Below are 25,596 nucleotides of genomic sequence, written 5' to 3' on the forward strand. Positions count from 1 at the left end.
ACCTCGCTAATTAAATGGACTGCAACAGGCTAGTCGGTATAGATGTTGAATCGACGACTGCCCTGCTTTTGAAGTGGATAAAGCTCGATGAGTTCAGGCTGGTGCTGAAGCAATGCTTTGGTATTCAGACTGATGGAATCCTTGGCTTTCTTCCAGACCACCGAGCCATTGGCAAAGGTGGCGCGTTCAGCATCTTTCATCAGCATTTGGATGTGATGCTTCAGCTGGTCAAAGCGTTCCTGCTTGTGCTGAATCTCTTCTTTCATTTTGATGAGCTGATCAAACAGTTCATTGGCAAGTTGGACCTCCGTTAGATCAACACAGCTCAGTGGAGTATGTTCAGGATAGAGTTGTTGTAAAGCTTTGGCTGCCGATTCACTGGCATCCACTGCTGGTGGAACATCATTTTCTACACATTCCCAAAACAGCCGTTCCGCCTGAATGATTTGTTCAATCAGGGCTTCGTTACGACTGACTTTGTAGATTTTGGTTTCCTGTCCACACAGCAACACACAAATATGTGCCGCGTGCTTACCTGTCACCGCCAGTTGATGTTGTACCTGACATAGCACATACAGAGGAACGCCCTCCTTCCATAGTTTGGCGCCATATTCTCCTGCAGTTTTACATTCTAGGATTTGCACGTCTTCATTGCCCACTACGGCATAATCCAAGTTCGCCAACATAAAGGCTTTGTCAGGATCAGGGTGCTGTAACACCGCATTAACCCGACGGACTTTATTATTGGTGTGCATGCTGTAGTATTCTGCGACCAAGGGTTCTAACTGCTTGCCCCAATATAAAGGTGCATGTCCTGAGCTTTCATCTTCAATATTTTGCTGTACCCGTCCTGTTTTAATCATCCACAGTTCTAGCATCGACATATAAGGATTCAAGCCACAGGCGGCTGCGGCGTCACTGCTGCCTATTCCCTGTTTACGCACTTCCAGCCATGCTTGATAGTCCAGTTGTTTGGTGTTGATCAGACGTTTGGCATTTAAACTACGTTTTGAAGGGCTTGGTGGTGGATGTAGCCGTCCTGAATCAACGACAGCAGTTGAATTGGTTGTAGTTAAAGTGCTGTGATGCACTGTTGGTGTTGTGGTCATGTTTGGGTTCATGTGATGTTCCTCATCTCAATACGTTCTAAAAAACGGCATAAAAAAAGCCACATCCGAAGATGTGGCAAAGAGGGATACAAGATAAAATTTAGGCTGCAAGATATAATGCTTGCTCTAATCCACGTTGTTTCAATGCTGCGCCTGCACCAAACCATGCAGAATCAAGGCGGTGATCGGTACTCATCGCTCGACGTTCATGGTCGACAAACTCGGTGATCGCACAAAGCAGTCCATAGGCGGTGTCTTTGGCTGAAGATAAGTCTGCCCCACGTCCCTGACCGTTAAACATATTCATGACTTTGGTCATGGCACGTCCATTCGGTTCAGTTTTATTGGGCTGTGGATTGGCTTGGGACGCGACATTACGGTAGTACTGAATGATGTTATCCTCCTGTTCCATCGCACTTAGGCTATTGTTGTTAAATACCGCATCAAAATAAGCTGCTGCTTCTTTCTGAGTGACTTTACGTTGGGTAAGTTGTTTCATTTCATACATGTGGTCGTACCATGTTTTCACTGAAATACCGAGTTGATCTTTAACCTTGTCGGCATCAAACTTGGTACTGTGCGGTACTTTGACCACGCCTGCATTGGAACTCTGTCCACGCAAGACAATGGCTAAAGTGTTGTTACACACCACACGGATATTGGTGAATTGTGCAGTGGTGGCTAAAGTGCCATCACATGCGGTTGCCAATAGAATATAGCCATTGCTGACATCTCCACCTTTCAATTCTGCTGTTTGGCCTGTGCGTGCCAAAGCCCAAAACTTTTTCCCACCTTTTAAGACACCCGCAGTTTCCAACTCAAAGCCTGATTGCTCGGTCAGGTCACGGTAGAACTCCAGAATTTCCATTGGCTGGACTTCTTGATAACGCTGACTGACCACCGATAAAGGGGCATGGGTATCTGAACGATACAGTACCCGTTGTTCTTCATACGGCATGATGATGCTTTGTCCACGTGAGTTTTGAGCCATGTAGCTGACATTGGATGATTCAATGCGCCAATCCATGCCTGCCTGCTTGGCCCAGACTTCAATCGGTTGGTTTTGCGTGAGTTGATTACCTAAACCATGCCACGGGGTTTCACCGACATAAGCCATTTGTTCAATTTGATGTGCCATTTTGATTATTCCTCAAATAAAAGTGAAAGATGTAAAGATGCAGAAATGTGCTGTAAGGGTTTAAACAATCCATCTATTCAAAGATGTAACCGTGTAAAGTCAGAGATGCGATTACGGCACCCATGCAAACGCTTGTTGGCAATCCAAACAGAGATACTGCTCGGCATTGCTGTAAAATTTTTCATAGCAGTACTGACTGACAATAACCAATACACCACCCACCACAACACCGATGGCTGCGCCTGTAAAAGGCGGGAATCCTGCCTTTTTGGCAAGCTGCATGCCGAACAGCGCCATCTGTGTCGGTGAAATACAGCGTTGCAGTTGTTCGAAATAGTTGGCGTTTGCATGACTTGAATCAGTCTGTCTGACATGGGTGGACTGACAATAGGGGCATTGAATTAAGGACATTGAATATTCCTTGTTAAATGAATTGGGTACGAAAAGCTGAATTGAGGGCATAAAAAAACCGTGCCCATTGAGGACACGGTTTGATTTGGTGTTTCATCTAAATTTAAATGCTGTGTTTTAACATTTAGAATGCAAGACGGTTATTGAAAGCTATAGCTTGCAGTGCCTTTATCTGTTTCGACATCAACCTGCACCACATTACTGTAGCTACAGTCTGTTAATTTTAGTCTTAAACGTTGCCCCATCTTAAAGTGCTGCGGATATTCCAACGATCGACGATAGCCTTCATAACGACATTGTCCATGATTGACAGAAACATGGCTGACATCGATAGGCTCTGCAATATTGGAACGGATGGTCAATACCGTAGCGGATTGATTTTGGGCATACCAGTTACTGGTATCAATTACATCGAGTTCGACCGTAAACGTGTTTGGATCAAGGCCAGCATTACAGCCACTCAACATGATGCCTGTCGTTGTAGTCACTGCGAAGAGCAAGGGTTTTAAAAGTTGCTTCATCAAGTTCATCCTTAGCAGTAGTTATAGCTCACGCCATAATCGCCTGTATTTAAGTCAATGCTGGCCAGATGGATTTCACAGTCTGTGCCGTTATCAAATTTATAAACGTAGTAGCGATTACCCGCTTGCTCCGATTCCAGTGCGCCATGTTCTTGCAAGCTAAAGTCTTGCACTGATTTGCCTGTATCTTTTGCGGCTTTTGCGAAGATATAGCGTTGATACTTGTCTATATTGTCCTGCTCAAATTCAGGCAGTTCATCATAAGGCAGCATCGACAGTAAGGTATCCACAGCCTTAAGGTTTTGATCAAACTCAAAACTCAGCAGCTCAGGCTCATGATCTGATGGACTCAGACTTTTGCTTCCCGTGGTCAATTCTTTGACATCAATCCCATCCACTTCTGCTGCTGCAATCTCAGTGGATACTGCTTCTGAATTGGCAGATTCTAAAGGTTGTGCAGAGCTGACCTCAGAAGTGTTGGCTGGAACCGTTTTTTCAGTTGGGTGTTTAGGGCTAAAGAAGTAGAAGCCTGCGATGCTGATCAAGGTCAGGGCTAAGATTGCCGCCAAGCCCAATATGGTTTTTTGGTTCATTTGAATGTTCCCCTCATTTAGTTGGGCACAGTGACTTGACCATTCTGCGCATTAAAGTGAACAAAGCGTGGACAACCACCTTGAAAGTTCACCGTAAAATTACGCCAACCACGGTTGCCAGGATTGGTTTTATAAAGACATTGATAAACCCCACCGCCTGTATGAAGTGCTTGAACAAGGTAGGATTCACTGGCTTGTGCAAACCAGCCTGCCTGCGCCAATGATGCGCCTGCAAGTAGTGATGAAATCAGGGTCGTTTTTAGGAAAGTTTTAAACATCATCATTTTCTCTTTTTTATAGGCATCACTGGTCTTGGTCTTAATCAGACGCAGTGTTCCCCATGTCATAAATGTTGAAATGAATATCTATGTTTTTTGAAGTGTTATAGACGATAAAGCACACAAACCTATGCCCCTCAAAAACAGCATGAGAGATTCATCTTCATATCGGTAATATGTACTTGAAAAAGTTTTATTCTTAGAAAGTGATCGACACAGCAATGCATGAAATACACAGCATCAGGTCACATTACCCCTGTGGTGTAGATCGGGCACACATAAAAAAGAGAAATATAAAAGACAGTATTGATGTAAGCGCATGGCGTACTCCTTTGTTTTAAAAGAATCCTGCCAAATCACTGTCAATTGATGGTGGCAGAACGAAAGAGGGTTGACAGACTGGTAACAAAGAAACCAGCACGCGCAAGCGCGTCCCCCCTCCGCCCTACCGCAAAGAAGGGGGACGAACGGGTCCACAACATGCAAAATCAGATTTCACATATTGTCTTTGTTAATGGGTCTGTCAAAACCCGCTGACGATGTAGGTCAGCAGACTAAGGATAATCTGCACGCTGTAGAGCGTCAAGCAAGCTAAATAAATGGGGAGTGAAAATATTTATAATTAAAAAATGTTTGAATAAGAATTTAGTTAGATTTAAATACAGCTTATTAAACTATATTCCTTAATCTTCCAAATACTACCAAAAGAAATCAATCCAATCCAAAATTTGATGAGGGGTAGGTTGAGGGGTAAAACTACAGACAAAAAATAAGCCCTTGCAAATACAAGGGCTTATCTTAAAATTTGGCGGAAGCGGTGAGATTCGAACTCACGGAGGACTCGCGCCCTCGTCGGTTTTCAAGACCGGTGCATTAAACCGCTCTGCCACGCTTCCATGTGGGCCATGATACGAAGCTTTTGATTTGATGACAAGTAAAAAATACCACTCAAGCACTCAAGTGAATATTGTTTCACCAAATCAGCGCTAAAGTTCATCAAAACAACAGCATAGCCACCTCACTTTTTAAAGTTTAGCAGCCAATTCAGCCCCTTCACGAATCGCACGTTTTGCATCTAACTCTGCAGCAAGCTTCGCCCCACCAATAATATGATAGTTAGCCAAAGTATTTTCATCTGCCGCAGGCATTAAATCTTTAACCGATTCCTGCCCTGCACAGACTACAATGCTATCTACACGTAACAATTGGTCTTGACCTGCCATTTCAATCCACAAGCCTTCATTGCTGATGGCTTTATATTGCACACCACGTAGCATACGCACCGCATGTTTTTTCAACTGTGCACGATGTACCCATCCTGAAGTTTTACCCAAACCTGCACCTAAAGCTGTCGTCTTACGTTGCAATAAATAAATTTCACGGACTGGGGGATGAACTTCTGGAGCAAGCATACCACCTTCAGTCACATAGTTAGGATTCGGATCGACTCCCCACTCACGCTGCCAATCTGCCAAAGGCTGCGGTTGTGGCTGATGTTCAGGTTTCAGTAAAAACTCCGACACATCAAAACCGATACCGCCTGCACCAATCACAGCGACTTTTTGTCCAACAGGTGCACCACGTAATACTTCTGCATAAGACAATACTTGCGGTGCATCGCTGCCTTCAATTTTTAAAGCACGTGGTACTACACCTGTTGCAATGACCACTTCATCAAAACCTTCACGTTCGAGTTGCTCGCGGTTGACTTTGGTATTTAAACGCAAATCGACCCCAGTTTTTTCAATTTGCACTTTAAAGTAGCGAATGGTTTCGTGAAATTCTTCTTTGCCCGGCACGACTTTTGCCAAGTTGAATTGACCGCCCACTTCGTTGCTGGCTTCAAATAAAGTCACATGGTGCCCACGACTAGCAGCAACTGTAGCAGCAGACATTCCCGCAACACCACCACCGACAACTGCAATACGCTTCGGTTGCTTGGTTTTTTCATAGACCAATTCAGTTTCATAGGCTGCACGCGGATTGACCAAACAAGTCGCACGCTGATTTTTAAAGGTATGATCTAAACACGCTTGGTTACAGGCAATACAGGTGTTAATTTCATTGACACGATTGGTCGCAGTTTTATTGACCCAAAACGCATCTGCCAACAATGGTCGTGCCATTTGAATCATATCAGCTTTACCCGCTGCCAATATTTCTTCTGCAGTATCAGGCATATTAATACGGTTGGATGCAATTACAGGAATCTCAACGTGTTTTTTCACTTCTGCGGTGTAATCAACAAAAGCTGCGCGTGGCACAGAAGTCACGATGGTTGGAATGCGCGCTTCATGCCAGCCAATCCCTGTATTGAGCAAGTTCACACCCGCATGCTCTAAGGCTTTGGCAACGGTAATCACTTCGTGCATGGTATTGCCATCGTGGACTAAATCCAGCATCGACAAGCGGAAGCAGATAATAAATTTTTCACCCACTTCGGCGCGAATGGCTTTGACTACTTCTAAAGCAAAACGCATACGGTTTTCAATCGTACCGCCCCATTGGTCTTCACGCTGATTCACATGACGGCTTAAAAACTGATTCAGTAAATAGCCTTCCGAACCCATAATTTCGACACCATCGTAGCCTGCCATTTTGGCTAAACTAGCTGTTTTCGCATAATCTTCAATGGTATTTAAAATTTGTCTTTCACTCATTTTACGTGGTTTAAATGGTGAAATTGGAGATTTAATCGGACTTGCAGACACCACAAATGGTTGATAACCATAGCGTCCTGAATGCAGAATTTGCATTAAAATTTTCGCACCATGCTTATGTACGGCATGTGTCACCAATCGATGTGGTGCAACATCGCCCAATGTATTCATAGTACCGCCCGCAGGCAATAACCAGCCTTGACGGTTAGGTGAAATACCACCTGTAATAATTAAACCCACGCCACCTTTGGCACGTTCGCCAAAATAAGCAGCCAGTTTTGGATAATTATAAAAACGATCTTCCAAACCCGTGTGCATTGAACCCATCACGACACGGTTTTTAATGGTGGTAAATCCTAAATGTAATGGTTTTAGAATATTTGCATAGCGAGTTGTCATGATGAGTCCTTATATAATGAGCTTTGCAACTTGTTGCATGAATACTTTAACCGATTTTTATAAACTGTTTATGACTCTAAAGTTCGACTGTGTGGCGCAAACGTCAATTTATAGGGTCTGTTGACACTTCTTCTATGTTTGCGACGTGAGAGATATATCTCGCAAGGTTTTTTAGCTGATATAAGGCATGAGGCAGGAAATTTAGTCATTCTAAATGACTGACTCATAACGCAATAGCAGAAAAAAATATGCTTGTCCCCTTGCGCAGCAAACAAAGCAGTGCTTTGTTCTTGCTCATGTGGCTAAAACTTTCTCAGATTGCGTTATGAAACTTGGCAATAGACCCTAACTATTCTTGATATAAACTTGATATAAAACCGCCCAAAAGTAAAAGTGATTTTATTCTGCACCATCCCAATTGCAGGTTTTGATCTTCAACATCTATACCAAGTTTGCCATTTCTAAATGAAAATTTAAGCCTGAACCTGATTTTTTTATCAAATGCGCTTTTTTAACGAAAACAAGCATTTTAAAGAGTGCTATAATTTGCAGTTTAGAATTCTCCTTGGCCACCAAATGTGGTGCCTATTTTAAAAAAGTTAGGACTAGCAATGACTGATAATGCAACTATCTTGCAGAATGTACCAGTAGGCAAAAAAGTCGGTATCGCCTTTTCTGGTGGTCTAGATACTTCAGCTGCTTTATTGTGGATGAAGCAAAAAGGCGCTGAACCATATGCGTATACCGCAAACTTGGGTCAGCCAGATGAAGATGACTATGATGCCATTCCAAAGAAAGCTGAAGAATACGGTGCGGTAAAAGCAGTCTTGGTTGACTGCCGTATGCAGTTGGCTTTGGAAGGTATTGCTGCCATTCAATGTGGTGCATTCCATATCAGCACAGGCGGTATGCCTTACTTTAACACCACCCCGCTTGGTCGTGCAGTAACAGGTACAATGCTAGTGACTGCCATGAAAGAAGATGACGTAAACATCTGGGGTGATGGTTCAACCTATAAAGGTAACGATATTGAGCGTTTCTATCGTTATGGTTTATTGACTAATCCTGCGCTTAAAATTTATAAGCCGTGGTTAGACCAAACCTTTATTGATGAATTAGGCGGTCGTGCGGAAATGTCACAATTCCTTATCGACAATGGTTTTGACTATAAAATGTCAAAAGAAAAAGCTTATTCAACTGACTCAAACATGCTAGGTGCAACACACGAAGCGAAAGACCTTGAGTACCTAGATGCTGGCATCAAAATCGTTGATCCAATCATGGGCGTGGCGTTCTGGAAAGATGACGTTGAAGTTAAAGCCGAAGAAGTGTCGGTTACCTTTGAAGAAGGTATGCCAGTTGCATTAAACGGTCAGCGTTTTGAAAACCCTGTTGAGTTGATTCTTGAAGCGAACCGTATTGGTGGTCGTCATGGTTTGGGGATGTCTGACCAAATCGAAAACCGTATTATTGAAGCAAAATCTCGCGGTATTTATGAAGCACCAGGCATGGCGTTATTGCACATTGCTTATGAGCGTTTGGTTACGGGTATTCACAACGAAGATACGATTGAACAATACCGCATTAACGGTTTACGTTTAGGTCGTTTATTGTATCAAGGTCGTTGGTTCGATTCTCAAGCGTTAATGTTACGTGAAACTGCGCAGCGTTGGGTGGCTAAAGCAATTACTGGTACAGTGACTTTAGAATTACGTCGTGGTAATGACTATACCATTATGAACACTGAATCTCCGAACCTCACTTATGAAGCTGAGCGTTTAACTATGGAGAAAGGTGATTCAATGTTTACGCCAATGGATCGTATTGGTCAGTTAACTATGCGTAACCTAGACATTACCGATACACGCGCTAAATTGGGTCTTTATACCAATTCTGGCTTATTGTCGATTGGTTCAGGTTCTGCAGTGCCACAATTGAAAGACAAAAACAAATAATCACTTGGTGATGATTTTGTGAAATCGAAAGCCGCTCAAATTGAGCGGCTTTTTTATGTTTGTTTAAACATGAGGACTAAACAATTCATACTAAATGAAAGCTGCAATAGAAAAATTTACAGCACTTCTTCCACCTGCAAAGTGTGGTAATAAATTTGATTACGTCCCAACTGTTTCGCACGGTACAAGGCTTGGTCTGCACGTTGTAAGAAATCGCTTTTAAAAATGTCCGCCTCACCTTTATAGACGGTAAAGCCCAAACTGATGGTGACATTACTGTCAACCAAAGATTGACTATGTGGAATCGCTAAACGCTCAACCGCTTTAAAAATATTGGAAGCCACAGCATACGCACCATGCGCATCGGTTTCTGGCAATAACACCACAAATTCTTCACCACCATAACGCGCAACAAAATCCATGTGACGAATTGAGTCTTTAATGGATTTGGCAATCGCTGAAATGACTTCATCTCCCTTTTGATGCCCATAATGATCATTATATTTTTTAAAAAAATCGACATCGATAAAGAGTAAAGACAATGGCGCTTCATCATGCCGAGCCTGTTCAAAATAGCTGTCCAACATTTCATCAAAAGTACGTCGATTGGATACTTTGGTCAGCGCATCATGCTGACTTAAATGTAACAATTCTTCGGCATGAATACGGTTAATTTTTTCACTAAGTCGGGCTTGGTGCATGACCAAAAAAATCATCCGCTCACGGGTACACAGCATTTTACTGATTAAAAAACCCACTACCGTACTGCCAACCAACACCCGCCCCATCACCATCACATCAATTGGAATATACAAAGTTAATAGCATAATCATGGCAACCACGGCTGCCATTAACCCTGTCAGCAGCATGTGAAACGGCTTCACCCCTGTCAGTACAAAACCCATAATATAAATCATGCTAATGATCATTATGGCTTGGTGTCTAAATACTTCGGTATGCACCGTCATGGTCAGCCAGGTCATCGACACGATAGCCCAAAAAATCATAGCCATGGCGGCATAGGCATAATACGGGCGCAAAATTTTATAATGAGCAAAAAAGAACAGGGTCAGTAAGCAAAACGCGCCATTGACCAAGCCTAGTAAAGAGTGGATAAAATCGTGTTTAAAAAAATTACGATCAATAATCCAATAATCCCCAGTAATCATCAGCACAGTGATAATAAAGTAGATGAGTACGCCCGACCAAAAATATTGGTTAATGTTGTGCCGAGCTTGTTCAAGATGCTGTTGCCAAAACTCAACTTCCAGTTGTTTCGGAAAAACCTGCCCCGCACGTTTACGTTGACGTTTAATCAACTCTTCATTTTTTTCTTTGTCGTACTGTAGCTTGGCTAACTTATATTTGTATTCCATGGATGCTTTAAATTCCATTTAATCACGATTGTTGCACAGCAAAACTGTAACAACCTGAATATAATTTTTTTAGTGGTTTAAAAATAACACAATGTCGAAACAATTAATTCAGGCATTTCTATTTTTTATGGCTTTCGACGTTACCATTTTAACATTTATAGATTATCATCTGTTTTATTTTTCAGACTGGCAGCGCCTTGAATACGATTACTCTTATCCAGCCAGATGACTGGCATGCTCATTTACGTGATGGTTTAGCACTACAACGTACTGTTCCCGATCTTGCCAAGCAATTTTCACGCGCAATTTGTATGCCTAACCTTGTTCCACCAGTAAAAACGGTAGAAGAAGCGGAAGCGTATCGTGAACGCATCATGGCACACGTCCCTGAAGGTGTAAATTTTGATCCGCGTATGGTGTTGTATTTTACCGATCAAACCTCTCCCGAAGAAATCAAGAAAATTAAAGCCTCTGCGCATGTGAATGCCATTAAACTTTACCCTGCTGGCGCGACCACCAATTCAGACAATGGGGTGAGCGACATTCGTAAAGTATATGCGGTGATTGAGCAACTTGAAGAACAACAAGTGCCATTATTACTGCACGGCGAAGTCACGCACAATCATGTCGATATTTTTGACCGTGAAAAACGTTTCTTAGATGAAGTGCTTTCACCATTATTACAACAATTTCCAAACTTAAAATTGGTGCTTGAACACATTACGACCTCTGAAGCAGCGCAATTTGTTTTAGAACAAGGCCGTAATGTCGCAGCAACCATTACCCCACAACATTTATTATTTAACCGTAATGATATGTTAGTAGGTGGCGTAAAACCGCATTTCTATTGTTTGCCTATTTTAAAGCGTCAAACCCATCAACAAACCTTATTAGAAGTCGCAACTAGCGGAAATCCTAAATTTTTCTTAGGGACAGATAGCGCACCGCACTCAAAAAATGCCAAAGAAAATGCATGTGGCTGTGCAGGCTGCTATAGTGCGCCTACGGCAATTGAGCTTTATGCACAAGCTTTTGATCAAGTTGGACGTATTGACCGCTTAGAAGGCTTTGCAAGCTTCTTTGGTGCAGATTTTTATGGTTTGCCGCGTAATACCAACACCATTACTTTGGTGAAAGAAGAGCAAATCATTCCAACCAGTTTAGACTACTTGGATGGTGAACAAATTATTCCGTTATATGCGGGTAAAACCATTCAATGGAGAAAAGTGTGACAGATACAACTTTGCCCGTGATGGGGCAACGTTTTCGTGGTTTTTTGCCTGTGGTGGTTGATGTGGAAACCGCAGGCTTTAATGCCCAAACCGATGCTTTGTTGGAAATTGCTGCCATTCCAATTATTTATGATGCGGATGGCAAATTTGTACCAGGTGAAGCGTATCATGCGCATATCAACCCGTTTGAAGGGGCAAATTTAGACCGTCGTTCGTTGGACTTTATTGGGATTGATCCTTTCAACCCTATGCGTATGGCTATGGCTGAAGATGAAAAAACCGCATTAAAACGGATTTTCAAATCAGTCAATGAAGTGCGTCGCCAACAGAATTGTACCCATGCCATTTTGGTCGGTCACAATGCGCATTTCGATTTAGGCTTTGTACAAGCAGCCATTGCCCGCACAGGCACGAAAAACCAAAACCCATTCCACAGCTTTTCAGTGTTTGATACAGTGACTTTAAGTGCGGTGATGTTTGGTCAAACGGTGCTGGCAAAATCATGCATTCAGGCAGGTATTGAGTTTGATGGCAAAGAAGCTCATTCAGCTTTATACGATACGCAAAAAACTGCAGAGCTGTTTTGTTTTATTCTAAATAAACTTGCGCCGCACATGGTAGAGAACTTACTCAACACAGATCAATAATACGATTTGTACTCGAACATTGAGATGTTTACAGGATGACAGACTGCGTTTGTCGTCCTGTTTTCTTTTTAGTGTTGTGGTTTTGATTCGTGCTTTTCAACCACAAGACTGAGCATCAAAATGATTTTTACTGCGAATCAGCTTTTATGCATGCAGTCTTTTGAGCTGGCTTTGGTTATAATGGCAATATTCCAATTTGTGTTATTGATTCTGCCATGTTGAAAAAAATTGTCTTGGTTTTGGTCATTCTCGCGCCTTCTGCGTTGTATCTTTATATTGTGAATCGTGAGCCTGCTCAACCTAAACCAAGCACTCAACCCGCAGCCACACAAACAACAACCACTGAAAAGCAATATCAAACCCCTGATCATTAAAATGATGCACCGTATTCAAATTTACATGCACTGATTTATTTTTAAAGATGTATTATTTTTTAAGCAAATAACAAATAGTGCGGCAGTTTTTTTAGATTCAGGTTTGACACTGTCGCTAAAAATTCATAATATACGCATCACCTCGCAACGTCCCTATCGTCTAGAGGCCTAGGACATCGCCCTTTCACGGCGGTAACCGGGGTTCGAATCCCCGTAGGGACGCCATTTATCGTGCTATACGATCATTTCTAATCCAAATTTATTATTTCAAGATTGCAGATTTGTAGTTTTTCTCTACAATACTTCGCTTCATTTCATTTTTTCTCCTATCACTTATGCCGTCATCGAATCATCAAAATGATGCTGTGCATCAAGGCAATACTATGCCTTTAAAACGTGCGATGAGCACTCGACATTTGGTTATGATTTCACTGGGCGGTGCTATTGGCACAGGTCTATTTTTAGGCTCAGGTGAAGTCATTGCACAAACAGGCCCCGTTGGCGCCATCATCGCTTATATTTTTGGTGGTTTAATTGCCTATATGGTGATGCTGTGTTTGGGCGAGCTTGCCGTACACATGCCTGTTTCAGGTTCATTTGGGGCATACGCCAAACAATATATTGGACCTGGCACGGGCTATACCATCACTTGGTTATATTGGCTCACGTGGTCGGTCACTTTAGGCACAGAATTTACCGCCGCTGCGTTGCTAATGCAGGAATGGTTCCCGCATATTTCCATGTGGATTTGGACACTGATTTTTGGTGGCGTTGTATTTGGTTTGAATATGATTTCCACGCGCTTGTTTGCAGAATCTGAGTTTTGGCTATCTTTGGTCAAAGTCGTGACTGTCATTGCCTTTATCGTTTTGGGTTTAATGGCAATTTTAGGTGCTGTGTCTTATCAAGGTTATACCTCTGCACCTTTATTTAGCAATTTAACCGCACAAGGTTGGTTTCCTGAAGGGCTATTCCCTATTTTTGCCACCATGTTAATTGTTAATTTCGCCTTTTCAGGTACAGAGTTGATTGGTGTTGCCGCAGGTGAAACCAAAGACCCTGCCAAAAACGTGCCTAAAGCAATCAATACCGCAATTTTCCGTCTGTTGATTTTCTTTGTAGGTACCATTGTGGTGATTAGTGCCTTGCTACCACATCAGGCTGCAGGTTTGGCTGCAGAAGGTGTAAGCAGCAGTCCTTTTGTAACGGTGTTTAATCAGATTGGTATTCCTTATGCGGAAGATATTATTCGTTTTGTGATTATCACAGCGTTACTCTCTGCAGCGAACTCAGGTTTATTTGCAGCTTCACGAATGATGTGGTCGCTCTCACACCAAAAGCAATTACCACAGATTTTTTCTAAGGTGAATGCGCGTGGTATTCCTTATATTGCAGTCATGGTCACCATGCTCGGTGCAATGCCAGGTTTATTGTCTGAACAATTTGCGCCTGAAACCATCTTTAAAAACCTCTTGGGTGTGGCTGCATTTACCATGGTCGTGGTCTGGATGAGCATTTGTTTAAGCCAGTTTAACTTCCGTCGCCAATGGTATAAACAAGGTAAAACCGTGCAGGACTTAGGTTTTGCTGCACCGCTATTTCCAATAGTGCCTATTTTAGGTTTTGTGTTCTGTTTTATTACTTGCTTAAGTATGGTGTTTGACCCTGAAATGCTGGCAGGTTTTATTGGCTGTATGATTTTTATTGTGTTGTGCTATCTCAGTTATTACATGATTTATCACAAAAAATCATAATGCTTTTTTAGCGATGATGTAAAACAATAGGGGCGATCTTCGGATTGCCTTGTTTTTTGAGTTGTGTTGATTAGCAATGAATACTGCAAAATACAAAGAAAATCATGCTGCTCTAATAAATGTGTCCATTTAAAAATAACTTGAAAAGCATGATTTTTACCGCTTCAAACGTATCACGACAGCAGAATAGTTTTAATTTTATTCAGTTGAACATTTTTTTCAGAATTATTGCAGAAAAGCGTTTGACACCCCCCCTTATACGCCCTATTATACGCCCACCTCTGAAACGTCCCTATCGTCTAGAGGCCTAGGACATCGCCCTTTCACGGCGGTAACCGGGGTTCGAATCCCCGTAGGGACGCCAATTTCAGAAGTAGATATTTTTTTAAGTCCCTATCGTCTAGAGGCCTAGGACATCGCCCTTTCACGGCGGTAACCGGGGTTCGAATCCCCGTAGGGACGCCATATTCTCAACAACTGCATTGGTTGTTACATGGTTTAAAAATATAAACTTCTATTTGTCCCTATCGTCTAGAGGCCTAGGACATCGCCCTTTCACGGCGGTAACCGGGGTTCGAATCCCCGTAGGGACGCCATATTCGAGATGTTTACATCTCAACAAAAAGCCCAATCAATATGACTTGGGCTTTTTGCTATCTAACGCATTAGTTTTATATTTCAATCTGTGCGGACTGATTCAAAAACCATAGTTTAAGCTTTGAATCCGTCCACTGAGGTTTGAAAAATACGAATCAAGCTGATTTACGTGAGTTGACCTGTCCTTTAATCACCGCAGTTAAATTGCCTTTTAAATATTTGAAAAAGACTTTTAAAGGCGAGAGTTTTGGGTTTGGACGCTTGCCTTGTGCAATTGCTTTGAACTGCGCGGCATACCAAATAATTTCCATAATTGCCATTTTATCAATCATCGGGATACCAGTTTTAATTTTATCGATCCCGTAACGTACATCTTGACCCGCCAACAAACGGTTGGCTAAATCGGTTTCTACCGCAAATGGTCGGGCGATCCCAATAAAGTCACATGCACCACTGTCCAAAGCAGCATTCATGGCAACTACCGTTCTAAAACCACCTGTCACCATTAAGTGGCATTTCACCTGACTGCGAATCAATTCCGCAAAAGATAAAAAATAGGCTTCACGGGCAATGGTACTTGGTTTACGTTTATCAGCTTTAGAGCCTGCCATCGCGGGTGCTTCATAAGTACCACCTGAAATTTCAATCATATCTATACCTGCTTCATCCATGGCTTTAAACACGCTAATCACTTCTTCTTCAGTGATGCCGCCACGTTGAAAATCTGCAGAGTTTAGTTTGACTGATACAATAAAATTGTCTGAGGTCGCTGCACGTACCGCTTGATAAATTTGCATCAAAAAGCGCATACGGTTTTCAATATTGCCGCCCCATTGGTCTTGGCGTTTATTGGTCAGTGGCGATAAAAACTGGCTGATCAAATAGCCATGCGCACCATGCAGTTGAATCCCTTCAAAGCCCGCTTGCTCACAAATCTGTGCAGCTTTGGCAAAACGCTGAATAATATCGAGGATTTCATCTTCATGTAGTTCACGTGGTGTACCAAAACTCAAAGCTAAACTTGGACTAAAAGGCACAGCCGAAGGTGCAACCGTTTCTTTATTCAAACCTTTCGGACATTGCCGCCCAGGATGTGACAACTGTACCAATTGCACCATGCCATAACGTTTACCAACTTCTGCCCACTGTTTGAGCTTTTCTATATCTCGGTCTGATTCAATTCCCACAACACCCGGTTCATTTTTGGCACGTAAATCGACCATTACGTTGCCAGTGATGGCACAGCCCAAACCACCTTTTGCCCATGCTTCATATAGACCTAAATGCAGGCTATTCGGCTGCCCTGCCGTGTTGGCAAGCGCCTCACTCATCGCGCCTTTAATGATGCGATTTTTAAACATGGTATTACGAATCTGAATTGTTTCGGCAAGATGGCTCATACACTGTTCCGTATTGTGTTTTATTGGTCTTTTTTACTCTAAAGATTTTTCGGAACAGGTCAATGCCATTTTGACAAATCTTATTGTCAAAATGGTAAAACAAGTCAGCCAGCCGAAATAGCTGTTTAAAAATATTGAAGGTTTAATACTCACTGGCAGCAATCAATTGACGGGTATATTCTGTTTGCGGATGGCTAAATAACTGTACAGTATCTTGAAATTCCATGACTTTCGCTTGATGCAGCACCAACACTTTTTGACACAGTGCTTTCACCACTTGCAAATCGTGGCTAATAAACAAATAGCTCATCTGTTCTTGCTGCTGCAAACGGCGTAACAGCTGCACGACAGCACGTTGCGTGGTACGGTCTAAGGCAGAAGTCGGCTCATCCATAATTAACAGTTTAGGACGCAGCACCAACGCGCGTGCTAATGCAATCCGTTGACGTTGCCCACCCGACAATTCATGCGGATAGCGTTGTTTAAAACTCACAGGCAATTCCACTTTGCTTAGAGCTTCATCAATGCGCTGGATGATTTCAGGCTTGGACAATTGTTGCAATGCCAAACCCTCACCAATGGTTTGCTCCACATTTAAACGTGGATTTAAGCTGCTAAACGGGTCTTGAAATACAATTTGAAACTGCTGACGTAAGGGACGCAATTGGCGTTCATTCAGTTGATTCAGATCTTGCCCAAGTAGTTCAATTTTTCCCTCACTTTCAATCAATCGTGCAATTGCAAGTGCCAATGAACTTTTACCCGAACCACTTTCACCAACAATACCAATCGATTGACCTTGCGGAAGTTCGAAGCTTAACGGCTCAACCGCAACCACATAATCTTTAACCCGATTCAGCAAGCCTTGTTTAATCGGGAATTTCACAGCAACCTGCTCCAACTCCAAAATGGTCGGCAACTCATCAACCTGCAAAGCTTCACCAAAATCATGATTCAACAAGTTTTGGGTATAGGCTTGCTGCGGTCTATTAAAAATATCTGCCACACTGCCCTGTTCTTCGACCCGTCCATGATTCATGACAATGACCTGATCTGCATATTGTTTGACCAAGTTCAAATCGTGGCTGATCAAAATCATGGCCATATTACGACGCACTTGCAGGCTTTTTAATAAATCCAAAATCTGCGCCTGCAAAGTCACATCTAAAGCCGTAGTTGGTTCATCAGCAATTAAAATATCGGGATCGAGTGCCAACGCCATTGCGATCATCACTCGCTGACGTTGCCCCCCAGATAATTCATGTGGATAACGCTTTAGTTTTTCTTCAGGCTGTGGAATGCCGACATCTGCAAGTAATTGCAGCACCCGGGCACGCGTTTTTTCTTTGCTCCAACCTTGGAGTAATAAACTTTCACCAATAATTTTTTCCACTCGATGCAACGGATTTAAAGCCGTCATTGGTTCCTGAAAAATCATGGCAATTTTTTGACCACGAACTTGTCGCAATTGTTGCGGTTTAAGGCGAAGTAAATCTTGTTCTGCAAAGACTGCCTGACCTTGCACCTGTAAATGTTCGGGCAATAAACCCAGCAATGCCAAACTACTAATAGATTTTCCAGAACCACTTTCACCAACCAAAGCAATGGTTTCGCCTGCATGCAGCTCAAAGTTTAAATCGTGCAGCAAAACCTGTTCCTGCTGCCGAATATGCAGATGACTGACTGTTAGCAATACTGCAGGCTGTGATGCAGTTGAAGAATTAACGTCTTGGATCGAATGCATCACGGGTCGCCTCCCCAATATAAATTAACAAGGACAGCACAATTGCTAAGGTAAAAAAGCCTGACAATGCCAACCAAGGTGCATTTAAATTATTTTTACCTTGTAACAACAACTCCCCTAAAGATGCTGCATCGGGCGGTAAGCCATAACCTAAAAAATCCAGTGCAGTTAAAGCTGTAATATTGGCGGTTAGCATAAATGGCAACTGCGACAAACTCGAACTCATGGCATTGGGTAAAATATGCCGAAACATAATGGTACGATCGGTTACGCCTAAACTTCGCGCTGCACGGACATAGTCAAAATTTCGGGCGCGTAAAAATTCTGCTCGAACCAAGCCGACCAGTGTCGTCCAGCCAAATAACAGCATAATCACAAATAGCCAATACACACTTGGGGTAAACATGCTGACCAAAATCATCACCATGAACAGCATCGGTAAACCGCCCCACACCTCTAAAACGCGCTGACCAATTAAATCGACCCAGCCGCCATAGTAGCCCTGAATTGCCCCGACCAAAATGCCCAAAGCTGCCGATGCAAAAGTCAATGCAAAGCCAAATAACAGCGATACACGCAAGCCATATAAAATTCGCGCCAACACATCGCGCCCTTGGTCATCTGTACCTAGCCAATTTTGTGCAGTTGGTGCAGAAGGTACAGGAACGGCCAAATCTAAATTCGGGGTCTGGTAAGAAAACTCAATGAGCGGCCAAACTGCCCATCCTCGGTCTGCAATCAGTTGTTGCACCACTGGGTCTTTATAATCTGCTTCGGTTTCAAATACACCGCCAAAGGTCGTTTCAGGATAAGCCTTGAACACTGGCAGATATAAAGATTGCTCATATTTGACCAATAACGGTTTATCATTGGCAATCAGTTCTGCCGCCAAAGACAACACAAAAATAATGATAAAGACAATGAAACAACCAAAACCCAATTTATTCTGTTTAAAACGCTGCACACGCGCCTGCATGATCGGTGACATTATTTTGCCCCTCGCGATTCAAAACTAATACGTGGGTCAATCACCTGATATAACACATCGCTGATTAAGCGTAGAATTAAGCCCAATAAGGTAAAAATAAACAAAGTGCCAAAAATTACAGGATAATCACGCTGTACAATCGCCTCAAAACCAAGCAGGCCTAATCCATCTAAATTAAAAATAATTTCGATGAATAAATTCCCAACAAAGAAAATACTCACCAACGCTTCGGGTAAACCTGCAATCACAATCAGCATGGCATTACGAAACACATGCCCATATAACACACGCGATTCAGTAAGACCTTTAGAACGTGCCGCCAACACATATTGTTTGTTTAATTCTTCCATAAATGAATATTTGGTCAGATAGGTCAGCCCTGCAAAACCACCAATCACCATCGCCAATAAAGGCAAAGTCATGTGCCAAAAATAATCGGTGATTTTTCCCCACAGACTCAATTGAGCAAAGTTTTCAGACACCAAACCCTGTAAAGGAAACCACTGAAAATATGAACCGCCTGCAAAAAATACAATCAGTAAAATAGCAAAGGCAAACGCAGGAATGGCATAGCCAATCGCCAACAAAATAGAAGTGGCTTTATCAAACAACAAGCCATGCTGACGGGCTTTTTTAATGCCTAAAGGAATAGAAATTAAATAAATCAGCAAGGTGCTCCATAAACCTAAAGATAGCGATACAGGTAATTTTTCCCATAACAATTGGGTCACAGGTTTATCTTTAAAAAAGCTGGTGCCAAAATCGAACTGCACATAGCTGGTGAGCATTTGCCAAAAGCGCTCATGTGCAGGTTTATCGAATCCATATTGCGCTTCGATTTTTGCGACCATTTCATCACTTAAACCTTTAGCACCTTGATAATTGCTGCTATTGGAGGTTGCAGCAGTTTCACCGCCTGTCGCCCCCATGCCCTGAAAGGCTTCGGCTTGCTGAATCGCCTGTTCGACTGGACCGCCCGGTGCAATTTGAATCACCACAAAGTTAATCAATAAAATGAAAAACAAGGTTGGAATAATCAGGAGCAATCTTTTGAGTATGTATGTGCCCATGTACTTACCTTTTGGCAATGTTCTGGTTTATCGCAAACACTGTCATGCTTGAGTTTTAAAATCGTTATTGTTGACGTAAATAATGTGCAACTTTCTTGGCTTGGGCAGCATCACTCCACCAATAATCAATTCCTGCCGATAGTTTAGGTTTGATGGCGGGCTGACGATACATATTCCAATAGGCATACCAGTTTTCACCTTTGCCATAGGTTGGAATTTGATAATACCCCGCACGCAATAAACGATCCAAAACTTTGGTACGCACAATCAATTGTTCACGATTAGGCGCACGAATCAACTGTTGTACCACTTCATCAATTACTGGGTTTTTAATGCCTGCGTAATTATAGTTTCCTGGTTGATCTGCGGCAGCACTACTCCAAAGCTGTGCTTGCTCATTGCCTGGACTTAAAGATTGCGGCATGACACTGGTGGTCATATCAAAATCGGCACGGCGCATGCGTTCAATATATTGCGGCACATCGACATGCCGAATATTTACCGTAACACCCAGACGTTTCATATTGCGCACAAAAGGCACTAATGTGCGTTGCAAACCATCCTGATGAATTAAAAATTCAATTTGAATGGCTTTGCCTTTGGCATCGACCAATTTACCTTGCTGAAAACGATAACCCGCTTTCAAAAGCAATTCACGGGCTTTAAGCAAGCCGTTACGGTTAAAGCCACTGGCATCAGTCACAGGATAATGCCAATTTTGCAATACGCCTTGGCGTTGAATAGGATGCAGCTTGGCCAAATAGGGTTTTAAAACAGACAATTCTGCGGCTGAAGGTGTGCCTTTGGCTTCTAATTCACTGTTAGAAAAATAACTTTGCAAACGGCGATATTGCCCATAAAACAAGGCTTTGTTTTGCCATTCAAAATCATAAGCGTAGGTTAAAGCCTGCCTAAAACGAATATCCTGAAACGCATGTCTACGGGTATTAAAAACAAAACTTTGAGTCGGAATTGGGTTTTGGTGCTGAAATTTATGCTTGACCACCATACCCGCATTCACAGCAGGAAAACGATATTCCGTAACCCATTTTCGTGCGGTATATTCTTCATGCAGCGTGTATTGCCCTGACTTAAACCCTTCAAAGGCAATATCCAGATTGCGATAATAAACATACTTCAGGCGGTCAAAATTATAGCGCCCTTTATTTACGGGTAAATCTTTGCCCCAATAATTTGGATTACGCTTATAAGTAATGCTGCGCCCTGCATCAATCCGCTCAATAAGATACGGCCCTGAACCTAAAATCGGTTCTAGTGTGATGCGGGTAAAGTCACGCTTTTGCCAGTCTTTTTTAGAATAGATTGGCATTTGCGACAAAATCAGCGGCATTTCTGCATTGTTAGTGGATTTAAAACTGACTTTAACCTGATGCTTAGACAAGACCGTGGTTTTATCTAAATCGGATAAATACATTTGCAAACCTGGATTAGACTTGGTCTGAAAAGCATCAAAACTGAATTTCACATCATCTGCTGTAACTGGGCTGCCATCACTAAATTTAGCTTTAGGATTTAAATGAAAAATGACAAATGCAGTTTGCTTGGGGTCATAGCTGACTTTTTCTGCCAATAAGGGATACATCACCCCCGGCTCATCTAAAGAACTGCTCATGAGTGAATCGAATATAAAACTCACCCCATCGGTTGAGCTGCCCTTGCCATTCATGTCATTTAAATTATCAAAAGTGCCATTACTGGCACGAATTAAATCGCCACCTTTGGGCGCTTGCGGGTTGGCATAAGGCATAGCCGAGCGCCCCACATACTGAGGCTGGCTATGTACGGCAATATAGGGCGTGGTTTGTAACGCAGCCCATCCAAACTGCGGCAAGACCACACAACCTAAAATACAGCCCAGATATTGGTGTGTCTTTTTTATGGCAAATGACATGCACACAGCTCCTTGTGCAGTATTCCTGAGGATGCCGTCAAAACATGACATCCTCAGGATTAAACTTTACAGATTCGGGACTTTAATCACATCGCCAATACGCAATTGAGTATTTGGCTGCATATCATTTAAATCTGCCAATGCTTTGGTGTCGATGCCATAACGACTGGATAAGCCAATCAGCGTATCCCCACGTTTCACTTTATATTCAGTTACGGTTTTGGGAACTTGAATATTTTGTCCAATGCGTAAACCTGAACGTGGCGTTAAGTTATTTAAACTCGCCAATTCTGCAACCGACACACCCACACGGCTGGCAATCGAATTTAAAGACTCACCACTTTTAACGGTATAAGTTTCGGTGGCTTTACTACTGCTGCTTTTCGCAGCACTTACGACCTCTGTTTTTACTTCATTTTTTGCAGCGCTGGCATCGACTTTTAAGCGTTGTCCAATGCGGACATTGGCAGTACGTGAAAGGTCATTCAGCTCTGCCAAATAATTCAATTGCAATTTATATTGGCGCGCAATACTGCTTAAAGTTTCCCCTGCTTTGACCACGTGAATATCATTGGTGGTTTCAGCCACCGCTTCAACTTGGGCTTTTTTCTCAGGAACATCACCCGTGAGTTTAAGAATTTGTCCTGCTCTTAAACCACTGTTACGGCTTAGATTGTTTAAGTCTGCAATATAGTCTTGGCTGAGATTATATTTTGTCGAAATCGCCGATAAGGTATCGCCACGTTGTACCGTATAACGCTCAGGCACATTGACACCTGCAGGCACTTTGAGGGTTTGACCAATGCGCACACCGCTTTGCGTGCTTATATTATTTAAACTGGCGAGCTCTGCCAAAGAAATTTTGGCTTGGTTGGCAATGCTCGATAAAGTATCACCACGCTGTACTTGGTAGTTTTCAGTCGGATAGTTTGGCTCTGCTGCTTTTGTTTCTGACTTACTGGCTTCAGCTTTGCTCGCTTCCGTTTTTTGTGCAGTCACTTCATTTACAGGCACATTAATGCGTTGCCCAACCAATAAGCTACTGTTCGCGTTTAAACCTGGAGTTAAATCAGCCAATTCCTGATTTGACAAGGCATAACGGTCTGCAATCAGTTTTAAGTATTCGCCACGCTTCACTACGTAAGTTTTGGTTGCGATTTTTGCAGCCTGTTCTGCGGCTTTTTTGTCGGCTTCTGCTTTGGCTTTAGATGCAGCCGTTTCTTTTAAACTTAGACGCTGCCCTACAAATAAGCCACTGGTGGTGCTTAAGTTATTAAAATCTGCCAATTGTTTTACAGTTAAACCAAACTGACTGGCGACACCTGTTAAGGTATCATTGGCTTGCACCACGTATTGCTCAGGCATGGTTTTTAGCTTAGCAGGCTCTGCCTGTACTTGTGGCTTGGCGTCGTATAAATAAATACTGGTGCCCACATACAAAGTTGCATCTGGAGCAATTTGGTTCCACTTGGCAATATCACGCCAGTTCAAGCCATTTTTCATGGCAATACTGGCCAAGGTGTCCCCCGCTAACACGGTGTACGTGGTACGTTTGCCTTTTGGTGGTACGACCACCACTTCAGACTCCGTACGCACATAATTCTTACCTTGGTTACGCTTTGCTTCTTCTGAATCTAGGCGCGTATTTTCTGCCACACTTTTCGGGTAAGCAAAACCTTTGGTTAATTCTTTACCTTGCTGCTCTGCAACAGACAGACTGGTCTGAATAGCGGTCAGCTTAATTTTTCCATCGTATGGATCAACAATTTCAGTGCCTTGAGGCGCAATTTGTTTCAACTCAGCCACAAGTTGTTCTTGTTCTGCTTTAGAAGCCACAGGCTGCAACACTTCTTCTACAGTTTTATTGCTACCTTCTGCCTGCACTGCTGCAAGAATTTGCTCACGCTCAGTATTGGAAATTGGTGGTTCAATCCGCACAGGCTGAATATTGGCAGCAGGTGTAACAGCAACAGGAATACGCGGCGCACTTGGAATATCGCTACCCGCAGCAAATGCTGCCAAAGCGTCCGAACCTTGTGGCGTACGTGACAAACGTGTAGGCGTAGTCGTTGCTGGTTTTGAAACACTGGCTGTAGTCGATGCTGTGCTTGGTGTAGTGGTAGTTGTGACTGCCGTAGAGGCAGCAGGCTTGCCTGTAGTCGTTCTGGTTGTTGTACTGGTCGTTAACGCAGGTGGCTCAGATTTAGATGGTGTAATGGCCACACCAGAAGATGAAAACGATGGTGTGTTGCTGCTATTGCTTGCCCATAAACCGCCACCACCTTGTAGTTTTTTCAATCGTGCATCGACTGTTGGGCTTAAATCTGCAGGAATCAAAATACGCATTGGACTTTGGGTGTCAATCCGATCCCCACGATGTCCAGGGTTAAGCGAATACAGTTCGGCACGGCTGAGACCGGTAATATTGGCCACATCATTTAAATTCACCGCGCCCACATTAATTTCACGGAAGTGTGGACGGTTGGCAATTGGGGGTAAAGACACGCCATAAGCATGCGGGCTTTTAATAATTTGTGCTACCGCCAAGAAACGCGGCACATAGTTCATGGTTTCTTGCGGCAGTTTTAAAGACCAATAATCGGTTGGTAAACCTGCAGCTTTATTGCGGTTAATGGCTTGTTGAATACGACCTGGGCCTGCGTTATAAGCCGCCAATGCCAATTCCCAAGAACCAAACTGATTATACAAACTGCCCAAAAACTCATAGGCAGCACGAGTCGACTCCACGACATCTCGGCGACCATCGTACATCGAAGTTTGTTTTAAGCCGTAAATACGCCCTGTACTTGGAATGAACTGCCATAAACCTGCGGCAGCTGCGCTACTGGTTGCTGCAGGGTCATAGGAACTTTCAATCACAGGTAACAACGCCAATTCAGTTGGCATACCACGACGTTCAGCTTCTTTAACCGTGTGATACAAATAACGTGACGCACGCGCACTTAAACGATCCAAATACGGTTGACGTGAAATAAACCAGCCTCGCTGCGCTTCAATACGTGGGTTCCAATGGTTTAAATCCATTTTGAAACCAACGGTCATACGCTTCCAGACATCACCGTGTTTTAAAATTAATAAACGGTCACCTTCTACCGCGCGCATATCGGTTGCAGAGAGTAAATCTTCCAGACCATCTAAAGTACTGGCATCTAAATAACCCGAACCGACCTGACTTGAAGTGAGTGGCTTGCTCGCACCCTGCGTCGAGCTACAGCCCGTCATCAAGCCAAGGGCAGCCAATGCTGAACCTAAAACTGTAATTTTTAAAAATGAAGGTAAAGTCGGCTGCCACATGCGCGTGGTTGGTTTATACATAAAAAAATCCAAACAACTCGTATATAAATTATTTTTTAGACTTGCCATTGTAGTAGAGCTAGACAACGACACAAGGCATTAATTTAGCGCGTTTCGTCTATA

At 42.9% G+C, this 25,596-nt stretch carries 19 protein-coding genes and 5 tRNA genes; 9 read left to right on the forward strand and 15 right to left on the reverse strand.

Annotated features, from left to right (window positions below; translation table 11 throughout):
- Nucleotides 1-29: 29 nt before the first annotated feature.
- The 8 genes from FTV43_RS01930 to FTV43_RS01965 all read right to left on the reverse strand — a co-directional run bounded on the left by FTV43_RS01930 (nucleotide 30) and on the right by FTV43_RS01965 (nucleotide 7,109).
- Nucleotides 30-1,121, reverse strand: coding sequence for a YqaJ viral recombinase family protein (locus FTV43_RS01930; protein WP_179994758.1), 1,092 nt, complete (start codon nucleotides 1,119-1,121; stop codon nucleotides 30-32).
- 88 nt (nucleotides 1,122-1,209) lie between these two features.
- Nucleotides 1,210-2,247 carry a DUF932 domain-containing protein gene (locus FTV43_RS01935; RefSeq protein WP_179994759.1) on the reverse strand — a complete coding sequence of 346 codons (1,038 nt, stop codon included), beginning with the start codon at nucleotides 2,245-2,247 and terminating at the stop codon, nucleotides 1,210-1,212.
- A 111-nt stretch (nucleotides 2,248-2,358) separates the two neighbouring features.
- Entirely contained in the window at nucleotides 2,359-2,658 is a 300-nt protein-coding gene (locus FTV43_RS01940) for a hypothetical protein (protein ID WP_004988544.1), read from the reverse strand.
- Nucleotides 2,659-2,798: 140 nt separating this feature from the next.
- Nucleotides 2,799-3,179 carry a hypothetical protein gene (locus FTV43_RS01945; RefSeq protein WP_002058070.1) on the reverse strand — a complete coding sequence of 127 codons (381 nt, stop codon included), beginning with the start codon at nucleotides 3,177-3,179 and terminating at the stop codon, nucleotides 2,799-2,801.
- Nucleotides 3,180-3,190: 11 nt separating this feature from the next.
- Nucleotides 3,191-3,772 carry a hypothetical protein gene (locus tag FTV43_RS01950; RefSeq protein ID WP_004988548.1) on the reverse strand — a complete coding sequence of 194 codons (582 nt, stop codon included), beginning with the start codon at nucleotides 3,770-3,772 and terminating at the stop codon, nucleotides 3,191-3,193.
- Between the two features lie 17 nt (nucleotides 3,773-3,789).
- Entirely contained in the window at nucleotides 3,790-4,050 is a 261-nt protein-coding gene (locus FTV43_RS01955; protein ID WP_179994867.1) for a hypothetical protein, read from the reverse strand.
- 806 nt (nucleotides 4,051-4,856) lie between these two features.
- Nucleotides 4,857-4,946: transfer RNA gene (locus tag FTV43_RS01960), tRNA-Ser, on the reverse strand.
- Between the two features lie 129 nt (nucleotides 4,947-5,075).
- The gene (locus tag FTV43_RS01965; protein WP_004972684.1) at nucleotides 5,076-7,109 is read right to left on the reverse strand and encodes an NADPH-dependent 2,4-dienoyl-CoA reductase; all 2,034 of its coding nucleotides are present in this window, start codon (nucleotides 7,107-7,109) and stop codon (nucleotides 5,076-5,078) included.
- A 611-nt stretch (nucleotides 7,110-7,720) separates the two neighbouring features.
- Here FTV43_RS01965 and argG point away from each other — a divergent pair.
- The gene (argG, locus tag FTV43_RS01970) at nucleotides 7,721-9,064 is read left to right on the forward strand and encodes an argininosuccinate synthase (protein ID WP_179994760.1); all 1,344 of its coding nucleotides are present in this window, start codon (nucleotides 7,721-7,723) and stop codon (nucleotides 9,062-9,064) included.
- 116 nt (nucleotides 9,065-9,180) lie between these two features.
- Here argG and FTV43_RS01975 read toward each other — a convergent pair whose 3' ends face one another.
- Nucleotides 9,181-10,440, reverse strand: a complete 1,260-nt coding sequence (locus tag FTV43_RS01975) for a GGDEF domain-containing protein (protein WP_179994761.1) — start codon at nucleotides 10,438-10,440, stop codon at nucleotides 9,181-9,183.
- A 197-nt stretch (nucleotides 10,441-10,637) separates the two neighbouring features.
- On the opposite strand from FTV43_RS01975, the gene pyrC reads away from it, so the two are divergent.
- From pyrC to FTV43_RS02015, 8 genes are all read left to right on the forward strand, one after another.
- A complete protein-coding gene (pyrC, locus tag FTV43_RS01980; RefSeq protein WP_179994762.1) occupies nucleotides 10,638-11,672 on the forward strand; it encodes a dihydroorotase in 1,035 nt (344 codons plus the stop codon).
- Nucleotides 11,657-12,319 carry a ribonuclease T gene (rnt, locus tag FTV43_RS01985; protein WP_096902181.1) on the forward strand — a complete coding sequence of 221 codons (663 nt, stop codon included), beginning with the start codon at nucleotides 11,657-11,659 and terminating at the stop codon, nucleotides 12,317-12,319. The genes pyrC and rnt overlap by 16 nt, the downstream gene beginning before the upstream one ends.
- A gap of 215 nt (nucleotides 12,320-12,534) precedes the next feature.
- Nucleotides 12,535-12,693 (forward strand): hypothetical protein, encoded by a 159-nt coding sequence (locus FTV43_RS01990; protein ID WP_004972674.1) that lies wholly within the window; start codon nucleotides 12,535-12,537, stop codon nucleotides 12,691-12,693.
- A gap of 149 nt (nucleotides 12,694-12,842) precedes the next feature.
- Nucleotides 12,843-12,918, forward strand: a tRNA-Glu gene (locus FTV43_RS01995).
- Nucleotides 12,919-13,028: 110 nt separating this feature from the next.
- Complete coding sequence (locus FTV43_RS02000; protein ID WP_026438458.1) at nucleotides 13,029-14,447, forward strand: amino acid permease; 1,419 nt, start codon at nucleotides 13,029-13,031, stop codon at nucleotides 14,445-14,447.
- A gap of 288 nt (nucleotides 14,448-14,735) precedes the next feature.
- A tRNA-Glu gene (locus FTV43_RS02005) sits at nucleotides 14,736-14,811 on the forward strand.
- 25 nt (nucleotides 14,812-14,836) lie between these two features.
- Nucleotides 14,837-14,912 (forward strand) — tRNA-Glu (locus tag FTV43_RS02010).
- Nucleotides 14,913-14,967: 55 nt separating this feature from the next.
- Nucleotides 14,968-15,043 (forward strand) — tRNA-Glu (locus FTV43_RS02015).
- A 156-nt stretch (nucleotides 15,044-15,199) separates the two neighbouring features.
- Here FTV43_RS02015 and FTV43_RS02020 read toward each other — a convergent pair.
- The 6 genes from FTV43_RS02020 to FTV43_RS02045 all read right to left on the reverse strand — a co-directional run bounded on the left by FTV43_RS02020 (nucleotide 15,200) and on the right by FTV43_RS02045 (nucleotide 25,494).
- A complete protein-coding gene (locus tag FTV43_RS02020; protein WP_179994763.1) occupies nucleotides 15,200-16,444 on the reverse strand; it encodes an NADH:flavin oxidoreductase/NADH oxidase family protein in 1,245 nt (414 codons plus the stop codon).
- A 142-nt stretch (nucleotides 16,445-16,586) separates the two neighbouring features.
- Nucleotides 16,587-18,188, reverse strand: a complete 1,602-nt coding sequence (locus tag FTV43_RS02025; protein WP_178319236.1) for an ABC transporter ATP-binding protein — start codon at nucleotides 18,186-18,188, stop codon at nucleotides 16,587-16,589.
- Nucleotides 18,166-19,176 (reverse strand): ABC transporter permease, encoded by a 1,011-nt coding sequence (locus FTV43_RS02030; RefSeq protein WP_178319206.1) that lies wholly within the window; start codon nucleotides 19,174-19,176, stop codon nucleotides 18,166-18,168. Before FTV43_RS02030 ends, FTV43_RS02025 begins: the two co-directional genes overlap by 23 nt.
- Nucleotides 19,176-20,246, reverse strand: coding sequence for a microcin C ABC transporter permease YejB (locus FTV43_RS02035; protein WP_004972662.1), 1,071 nt, complete (start codon nucleotides 20,244-20,246; stop codon nucleotides 19,176-19,178). The genes FTV43_RS02030 and FTV43_RS02035 overlap by 1 nt, the downstream gene beginning before the upstream one ends.
- Nucleotides 20,247-20,310: 64 nt before the next feature.
- Nucleotides 20,311-22,158: an extracellular solute-binding protein gene (locus FTV43_RS02040; protein WP_179994764.1), complete on the reverse strand. Its 1,848-nt coding sequence runs from the start codon at nucleotides 22,156-22,158 to the stop codon at nucleotides 20,311-20,313.
- Between the two features lie 66 nt (nucleotides 22,159-22,224).
- Complete coding sequence (locus tag FTV43_RS02045; RefSeq protein ID WP_179994765.1) at nucleotides 22,225-25,494, reverse strand: LysM peptidoglycan-binding domain-containing protein; 3,270 nt, start codon at nucleotides 25,492-25,494, stop codon at nucleotides 22,225-22,227.
- Nucleotides 25,495-25,596 lie beyond the last annotated feature (102 nt).

Source organism: Acinetobacter sp. YH16053 (assembly GCF_013417035.1).
Lineage (GTDB): Bacteria > Pseudomonadota > Gammaproteobacteria > Pseudomonadales > Moraxellaceae > Acinetobacter > Acinetobacter towneri.

Excerpts from the sequence above, each read along its gene's own strand:
- FTV43_RS01930 (WP_179994758.1), bottom strand. The coding sequence starts at position 1,121 with ATGAACCCAAACATGACCACAACACCAACAGTGCATCACAGCACTTTA.
- FTV43_RS01935 (WP_179994759.1), bottom strand. The coding sequence starts at position 2,247 with ATGGCACATCAAATTGAACAAATGGCTTATGTCGGTGAAACCCCGTGG.
- FTV43_RS01940 (WP_004988544.1), bottom strand. The coding sequence starts at position 2,658 with ATGTCCTTAATTCAATGCCCCTATTGTCAGTCCACCCATGTCAGACAG.
- FTV43_RS01945 (WP_002058070.1), bottom strand. The coding sequence starts at position 3,179 with ATGAAGCAACTTTTAAAACCCTTGCTCTTCGCAGTGACTACAACGACA.
- FTV43_RS01950 (WP_004988548.1), bottom strand. The coding sequence starts at position 3,772 with ATGAACCAAAAAACCATATTGGGCTTGGCGGCAATCTTAGCCCTGACC.
- FTV43_RS01955 (WP_179994867.1), bottom strand. The coding sequence starts at position 4,050 with ATGTTTAAAACTTTCCTAAAAACGACCCTGATTTCATCACTACTTGCA.
- FTV43_RS01965 (WP_004972684.1), bottom strand. The coding sequence starts at position 7,109 with ATGACAACTCGCTATGCAAATATTCTAAAACCATTACATTTAGGATTT.
- argG (WP_179994760.1), top strand. The coding sequence starts at position 7,721 with ATGACTGATAATGCAACTATCTTGCAGAATGTACCAGTAGGCAAAAAA.
- FTV43_RS01975 (WP_179994761.1), bottom strand. The coding sequence starts at position 10,440 with ATGGAATACAAATATAAGTTAGCCAAGCTACAGTACGACAAAGAAAAA.
- rnt (WP_096902181.1), top strand. The coding sequence starts at position 11,657 with ATGGAGAAAAGTGTGACAGATACAACTTTGCCCGTGATGGGGCAACGT.
- FTV43_RS01990 (WP_004972674.1), top strand. The coding sequence starts at position 12,535 with ATGTTGAAAAAAATTGTCTTGGTTTTGGTCATTCTCGCGCCTTCTGCG.
- FTV43_RS02000 (WP_026438458.1), top strand. The coding sequence starts at position 13,029 with ATGCCGTCATCGAATCATCAAAATGATGCTGTGCATCAAGGCAATACT.
- FTV43_RS02020 (WP_179994763.1), bottom strand. The coding sequence starts at position 16,444 with ATGAGCCATCTTGCCGAAACAATTCAGATTCGTAATACCATGTTTAAA.
- FTV43_RS02025 (WP_178319236.1), bottom strand. The coding sequence starts at position 18,188 with ATGCATTCGATCCAAGACGTTAATTCTTCAACTGCATCACAGCCTGCA.
- FTV43_RS02030 (WP_178319206.1), bottom strand. The coding sequence starts at position 19,176 with ATGTCACCGATCATGCAGGCGCGTGTGCAGCGTTTTAAACAGAATAAA.
- FTV43_RS02035 (WP_004972662.1), bottom strand. The coding sequence starts at position 20,246 with ATGGGCACATACATACTCAAAAGATTGCTCCTGATTATTCCAACCTTG.
- FTV43_RS02040 (WP_179994764.1), bottom strand. The coding sequence starts at position 22,158 with ATGTCATTTGCCATAAAAAAGACACACCAATATCTGGGCTGTATTTTA.
- FTV43_RS02045 (WP_179994765.1), bottom strand. The coding sequence starts at position 25,494 with ATGTATAAACCAACCACGCGCATGTGGCAGCCGACTTTACCTTCATTT.